7 protein-coding genes and 1 pseudogene are annotated in these 6,639 nt (G+C 73.1%); 4 read left to right on the forward strand and 4 right to left on the reverse strand.

What is annotated here, in order from left to right; all coding sequences use genetic code 11:
- From lnt to fxsA, 3 genes are all read left to right on the forward strand, one after another.
- Positions 1-1,066, forward strand: a 1,066-nt coding sequence (gene lnt, locus LJ221_RS22630; RefSeq protein WP_241718567.1) for an apolipoprotein N-acyltransferase, incomplete at its 5' end; no start/stop codon positions are given.
- Positions 1,063-1,833: a polyprenol monophosphomannose synthase gene (locus LJ221_RS22635; protein ID WP_241718568.1), complete on the forward strand. Its 771-nt coding sequence runs from the start codon at positions 1,063-1,065 to the stop codon at positions 1,831-1,833. The genes lnt and LJ221_RS22635, both read left to right, overlap by 4 nt.
- Before the next feature lies 1 nt (position 1,834).
- Positions 1,835-2,494, forward strand: a complete 660-nt coding sequence (gene fxsA / locus LJ221_RS22640) for an FxsA family membrane protein (protein ID WP_241718569.1) — start codon at positions 1,835-1,837, stop codon at positions 2,492-2,494.
- Between the two features lie 39 nt (positions 2,495-2,533).
- Here the strand turns inward: fxsA and LJ221_RS22645 are convergent.
- From LJ221_RS22645 to LJ221_RS22660, 4 genes and pseudogenes are all read right to left on the reverse strand, one after another.
- Positions 2,534-2,905: pseudogene (locus tag LJ221_RS22645) on the reverse strand (RNA polymerase-binding protein RbpA); the annotation flags it as partial.
- 265 nt (positions 2,906-3,170) lie between these two features.
- Positions 3,171-4,595 (reverse strand): MFS transporter, encoded by a 1,425-nt coding sequence (locus LJ221_RS22650; RefSeq protein WP_241718570.1) that lies wholly within the window; start codon positions 4,593-4,595, stop codon positions 3,171-3,173.
- Positions 4,596-4,682: 87 nt separating this feature from the next.
- On the reverse strand, positions 4,683-5,468 hold the full coding sequence (locus LJ221_RS22655) for a glycerophosphodiester phosphodiesterase (protein ID WP_241718571.1): 786 nt from the start codon (positions 5,466-5,468) through the stop codon (positions 4,683-4,685).
- Complete coding sequence (locus LJ221_RS22660) at positions 5,465-6,157, reverse strand: YitT family protein (RefSeq protein WP_374228536.1); 693 nt, start codon at positions 6,155-6,157, stop codon at positions 5,465-5,467. The genes LJ221_RS22655 and LJ221_RS22660 overlap by 4 nt, the downstream gene beginning before the upstream one ends.
- A 218-nt stretch (positions 6,158-6,375) precedes the next feature.
- Between LJ221_RS22660 and LJ221_RS22665 the strand changes: the two genes are divergently transcribed.
- Positions 6,376-6,639: GntR family transcriptional regulator (locus LJ221_RS22665; RefSeq protein ID WP_241718572.1), on the forward strand; the 264-nt coding region annotated here is incomplete at its 3' end.

A 6,639-nucleotide genomic window follows, 5' to 3' on the forward strand; every position in this document is an offset into this window, starting at 1 on the left:
GGCGACAGCGGCGGCCAGCAGGGTGCCGGTCAGCGCGACGGCGAAGGTCACCAGGGGCGCGCCGCCCAGGGCGGCCCTCCTCGCCGCGGCCGTGACCGCGGCCGGCCACGCCGTACCGGTCCGCACGGGGGCGGCCGACACCGTCCGCATCGCCGTCGTCCAGGGCAACGTCCAGCAGCCCGGCATGGACTTCCTGGGCCGCCCGATGCTGATCCTGAACAACCACGTCGAGGCCACCCTGGAACTGGCCGAGGACGTGGAGGCGGGCCGGGAGGAGCGTCCCGACCTGGTGATCTGGCCGGAGAACGCCTCCGACCTGGACCCGCACCGCTACCCGCAGGCGTACGACGCCATCGACCGGGCCGCGAGGGCCGTGGGCGTCCCCGTCCTCGTCGGTGCCCTCGTCGACCATCCCGAGCGCGAGGGCTACGTCGAGAACCAGGGCATCGTCTGGGACCCCGGGACGGGTCCCGGGGCCTCGTACACCAAGCAGCACCCGGTGCCCTTCGGCGAGTACGTGCCCTACCGTGATCAGCTCAGCAAGGTCATCACCCGCCTCCAGCGCGTCCCTCGCGACTTCTGGCCCGGCGAGAGCACCGGGGTGATGGACGTCGGCCCGGCCCGGCTCGGCGACGTCATCTGCTTCGAGGTCGCCTACGACGGGATCGTGCGCGACACCGTCAACGACGGAGCCCGCGCCCTGGTGATCCAGACCAACAACGCCACCTACGGCAACACCGGCCAGCCCGAGCAGCAGCTGGTGATGTCCCGGCTGCGGGCCGTCGAGCACGGGCGGGCCGTGGTCACCGCCGCCACCAGCGGCATCAGCGCGGTCGTCGCCCCTGACGGCACGATCGGGCAGCGCACGGAGGAGTTCACGCAGGACGTGATCACCGCCGATCTCCCGCTGCGCGACGAGACCACCCTCGCCGACCGGATCGGCTCCGCACCGGAGTGGGTGCTCGCTATGGTGGGCGTCCTGTCCTGCGCAGCGGCCTTCGCGACCGGCCGACGGGGGCGGGGACACGGGGTGAACGGGACGGACGAGAAAAGGCGGCAGCAGTGAACGACGCGCGGCAGCGCCACAGGGATCCGCTCGGCAGGATCCTTGTGATCATCCCGACCTACAACGAGGTCGACAACATCCGGCCGATCGTCACCAGAGTGCGCGCCGCCGTCCCCGAGGCCCATGTCCTGGTCGCCGACGACAACAGCCCCGACGGCACGGGGAAGGCCGCCGACGAACTGGCGGCCGAGGACGAGCGGGTCGAGGTCCTCCACCGGGAGGGCAAGGAAGGGCTGGGTGCCGCCTACCTGGCGGGCTTCCGCTGGGGCATCGACAACGGCTACGACATCCTGGTCGAGATGGACGCGGACGGCTCCCACCAGCCCGAGGAGCTGCCCAGGCTGCTGACCGCGCTCAAGAACGCCGACATGGTGCTGGGCTCGCGCTGGGTGCCGGGCGGGCGGGTGGTCAACTGGCCGGGCCACCGCAAGTTCCTCTCACGCGGCGGCAGCACCTACTCCAGACTGCTGCTGGGCGTGCCCCTGCGGGATGTCACCGGCGGCTACCGGGCCCTCCGCAGGGAGACCCTGCTGGGGCTGGGCATGGACGACGTGGCCTCCCAGGGGTACTGCTTCCAGGTGGACCTCGCCAACCGCGCCGTGCAGGCCGGGTACCAGGTGGTCGAGGTGCCCATCACCTTCGTGGAGCGCGAGCGCGGCGACAGCAAGATGAACCGCGACATCGTCGCCGAGGCCCTGTGGCGGGTCACCGCCTGGGGCGTGCGGTCCCGTGTGAACCAGGCGCTCGGCCGCAGGCACACTGGATGACATGACGACCGGAGCACCGTACCCGTACCAGCCGCCTCCGCGGCACTCCCGGCCCGGATCGGAGGGTCCGGGGGGCCCAGAAGGCCCGGGATCCCCCGGCGCCGGGCCCCGGGGCCGGCCTCGGCGCAGCCTCGTCCCCGTGGGGCTGGCCGCCTTCGTGGTCCTGGAGATCTGGCTGCTGACCCTGCTCGCGGACGCCACGAGCGCACTGGCCGTCCTGGCCGTCCTGGTCGCGGGGGCGGTGTTGGGCGCCGCGGCCGTCAAGCGCGCGGGGCGCCGTGCCTGGCGCGGTCTGGTGGAGACCGTCGAGAGCCTCCAGCCGGGCGCCGAGCCGCGCACCGGGCCGCAGGACAGCCGGGGCGGGCACGGGCTGGCCATGCTCGGTGGCCTGCTGCTGATGCTGCCCGGTCTGGTCTCGGACGCGGCCGGGCTGCTGTGCCTCTTCCCGCCGACGGCCGCGTTGCTGCGCCGGGGCGCGGAGCGCCGGCTCGGCCGCCGCGCCGGCTTCGCCCCCGGTTCCCTGGAGGACACCCTGCGGCAGGCGCGTACGGCCGAGGAACAGTTCCGCATCCACCGGCCCGACGGCAAGGTGGTCCCGGGAGAGGTCGTGCGGGAGGACGGACATGACACCCGTGGCGGGAAGGGCGGGGGAGCGCGTTAGCCGTCCCCCGCCGTTAGGGGCGCGGACGCACACGTGGGCGGACTTGCGCTTGCTGTCCCGCGGGTGCACGGCGATGTTCATGGTCCCGGAGCGCAGGACCGCCAGCCTCTCGGCCAGCACCTCCTCCAGCTCCTCACGGGTGCGCCGCTCCATGAGCATGTCCCAGTGCGTACGCGCGGGCTTGCCCTTCTTCTCCTCGGGGCCCTCGCCGTCGACGAGGAGCGCCTGGGCACCGCATACCTTGCACTCCCACTCCGGCGGAATCTCGGCCTCAACCGAGAACGGCATCTCGAATCGATGACCGTTCTGGCATGCGTACTCCACGGCCTGGCGCGGCGCCAGGTCGATACCGCGGTCGGTCTCGTAGCTGGTCACCACGAGTCGCGTGCCGCGCAGAGCTCGCTCACTCATGAATCGTGCCTCCCGGGCTTGTCGCCCACAGGACAGGTGTCGCTGTCGTCGTCATCCGGTCAACGTCCGGTCGGCGGTGAAGATTCCCGATCTGGGACATGCGTCGCCCGTCGTGCCGCTGCCTCGTCGGATATGCGGTACCCGCAGCCGCCCGCTTTGTCACATCCCCCAGGGGTCGTAACGTAACGTTCGCCTGTCCTTGGCGTGCGGTAACGATCCATCCGACGAGTTGCAGGCGTACACTACCCGCCCTTCGGCCGATGGCCTAAATCCGATCCGGCGCAGCGCCGCCCACCGCCGCCACCGCTCTTCTGACCGGTACCCGCAGCAGCAGGACGAAACCCAGAACGAAGAAGATCACCAGTGAGATGATGGCGTCCCGGTAGCTGCCGGTGAGCTGGTAGGTGAGCCCGAACACCAGCGGTCCCAGCCAGCTGGTGCCGCGGTCGCTCACCTCGTACAGCGAGAAGTACTCCGCCTCCTTGCCCGGCGGCACCAGCTGCGCGTACAGCGACCGCGACAGCGCCTGGGTGCCGCCCAGCACCATTCCGATCGCCGCGGCCAGTACGAAGAACCACACCGGCTCGCCCGGGGGCAGCACGTAACCGGCGCCCACCGTCGCCGTCCACGCCACCAGCGAGCCCAGGATCGTGCGCTTGGCGCCGTAGCGCACCGCCAGCCTGCCCAGCAGCAGCGCCCCCGCCACCGCCAGGATCTGCACCAGCAGGATCGCGCCGATGAGGGTGGTCTGGTCCATCCCCAACTCCCCGGCGCCGAAGACCGAGGCCTGGGTGATCACCGTCTGCACCCCGTCGTTGTAGAGCAGGTAGGCCAGCAGGAACATCAGGGTCAGCGGGTAGCGGCGCAGATCGCGCAGCGTCCCGGCGAGCTGCCGCCAGCCGCCCCGCAGGGACATTCCCGCGGCGGCCGCGGCGCCTGCCGCCGGCGCGTGGGCGGCGGGCCGCTCCCGCAGCCGCCGCAGCGGGATGATCGCGAAGACCGCCCACCACAGGCCTGCCGAGGCCAGGCAGATCCGCACCGCCGTACCCTCGCCCACCCCCAGCGGCTCGTGTCCGAGGAACAGCGCCAGATTGGCCACCAGCACCAGGGAGCCGGAGGCGTAGCCGAAGGCCCAGCCGCGGGAGGAGACCGCGTCCCGCTCCCCGGGGGTGGCGATCTGGGGCAGGAAGGAGTTGTAGACCACCACGGCCGTGGCGTAGGAGACGTTCGCCACCACCAGCAGCGCCCCGCCCAGCAGATAGCGGTCGCCTTCCAGGAAGAACATCCCCGTGGTTGCCGCGGCGCCCAGGTAGGCGAACACGCCCATGATCGGCTTCTTGCGGCCCGACCGGTCGGCGACCGCCCCGGCCAGCGGCATCACCAGCACCGACAGCAGCACCGAGACGGAGACGGTGTAGGCGAAGTACGAGCCGGCGCGGACCGGGATGCCCAGGGGGTGGACGTAGCCGGCGCCGTCCGCCGCGGCCTCGGCGACCGAGGTCAGATAGGGGCCGAGGAAGACGGTGAGCACGCTGGTGGAGAAGACGGAGACCGCCCAGTCGTAGAAGTACCAGCCGCGCTGTTCGCGGCGCCGTTCGGCGACCCCGGCGAAGCCTTCCGCCTCCGCCGTGTCCCCGGAGTCCCCCCCGCCCCCGGCGTCCCCGGCTCCCGCCACGGTCTCGGTACCCACCCGCGCCCCCTCGTCATTCGTCCCGTGCGCACGGGCGGGGAGCGGCCGGGCCACCCGGTGGTCTCCGGACGCCCCGGCTGCCGGACGTCAGGTCCAGGCTCCCCGCTCGGCCAGCACCGTGCGCAGTGTCTCGATGTGATCGGTCATGATGCCATCCACGCCCAGATCCAGCAGCGTCCTCATCCGCTCCGGATCGTTGACCGTCCACACGTGGACCTGGAGGCCCCTGCGGTGGGCGTGGCGGACGAACGCCCGGTCCGCCACCGGTATCCCGCCGTGCCGCACCGGGACCTGCGCGCACAGCGCGCCGCGGCCGACCGCGCCCGGCAGGCGGTACGAGCGCAGCCGCAGGCCCAGGACGCCGCGGGTGCCCAGCGAGGTGGCCAGCCGCGGGCCCGCCAGGCGGCGCGCCCGGGCCACCCGGGACTCGCTGAAGGCCCCCAGGCACACCCGGTCCCATGCGTCGGCGCGCTCCAGGACCTCCAGCAGCGGGGCGAGCGCGGTGTCCGCCTTGACGTCGATGTTCCAGCGGGCGCGGGGAAAGGCGCGCAGCAGGTCGGCGAAGAGCGGCACCGGCTCGCCGCCGCCCACCCGGGCCCGCCGGACCTCCGCCCACGGCAGGGAGGCGATCGCCCCGCTGCCGTCGGTAACCCGGTCCAGCGTGGTGTCGTGGAAGGCGACCAGCTCCCCGTCCGCCGTGGCGTGCACGTCGGTCTCCAGATAGCGGTAGCCCAGCTCCACCGCCCGCGCGAAGGCGCCGTGGGTGTTCTCCGCCCCCGGCGCGGCGCCGCCCCGGTGGGCGAAGGCCAGGGGGACGGGATGGTCGAAGAAGGGGTGGTCGGGGCGTGGTGCGCGGAGGGCCGGTGCCGTCATGGACGAAGTATGGCCCGCCGCCGGCGGCGGCGCTCCCGCGGGCGGCCCGCCGTGCCGCCCGAGCCGTCCACGCCGTCCGAGTCGTTCCCCGGACCGTTCTCTGAGCCGTTCCGGCCGCCGTCCGGCCCGGCGGCGGGTGCGCCGAGGGCCCTCAGGAAGAACTGGGAGAGCGGTCCGATCGCCAGGGCGTAGAGCACCGTGCCCGCGCCGACGGTGCCGCCCAGCAGGAAGCCGGTGGCCAGGGCGGCCACCTCGATGCCCGTCCGCACCAGGCGCACCGAGCGCCCGGTGACCCGGTGCAGGCCGGTCATCAGACCGTCGCGCGGGCCCGGCCCGAAACGCGCCGTGATGTACAGGCCGGTCGCCGCCCCGTTGATCACCACCGCGCCCACCAGCAGCGGCGCACGTACCGCGAGCGGGTCCGGCTCCGGCATAAGGGCCAGGGCGGCGTCCATGGCCAGGCCCACCACGATCACGTTGGAGACGGTGCCCAGGCCGGGCCGCTCCCGCAGCGGTATCCACAGCAGCAGCACGGCCGCGCCGGTGACGATCACCACGGTGCCGATGGTCAGCCCGGTGTGCCCGGAGACGCCCTGGTGGAAGACATCCCACGGACCGAGACCGAGGTCGGCGCGGACCATCAGCGCCAGGCTGGCTCCGTAGAGCACCAGGCCGGTGTAGAGCCGCACCAGGCGGCGGGCGAGGCGGCCGGGGCGGCGGCCGGCCGGCGGGGCGGAGCCGCCTGGGGCCCCCGGGATTCCGGATCTCCTGGAATCCCTGAAGTCCCCGGGACTTGTGAAACCGGACAAGGAGCCGTCCTTTCTGGCGCATTGGATCGTCGCGTGACACTCTGTGGCCTGTAAGCGGTTCCCGGACATGGCCAATCCCGAGAAGGTGGACTCAAGTGATGGCTCAGTGGACCTCGGCGGTCGGAGCGCCCCAGCTCGCCCGCCTCCTCTCCTCCCACTGTGCCGGGGCGAGTGGGGCACGGCGGACGCCCGCCTACCGGGCCCTCGCCGACGGAGTGCGCCTGCTGGTGTTGGAGGGCCGCGTTCCCGTCGCCGCCCGGCTGCCCGCCGAACGGGAGCTGGCCGCCGCCCTGTCCGTCAGCCGCACCACCGTGGCCGCCGCGTACGAGGCGCTGCGCGGCGACGGGTTCCTGGCCTCGCGC

The organism is Streptomyces sp. CNQ085, assembly GCF_022614595.1.
Taxonomy (GTDB): Bacteria; Actinomycetota; Actinomycetes; order Streptomycetales; family Streptomycetaceae; genus Streptomyces.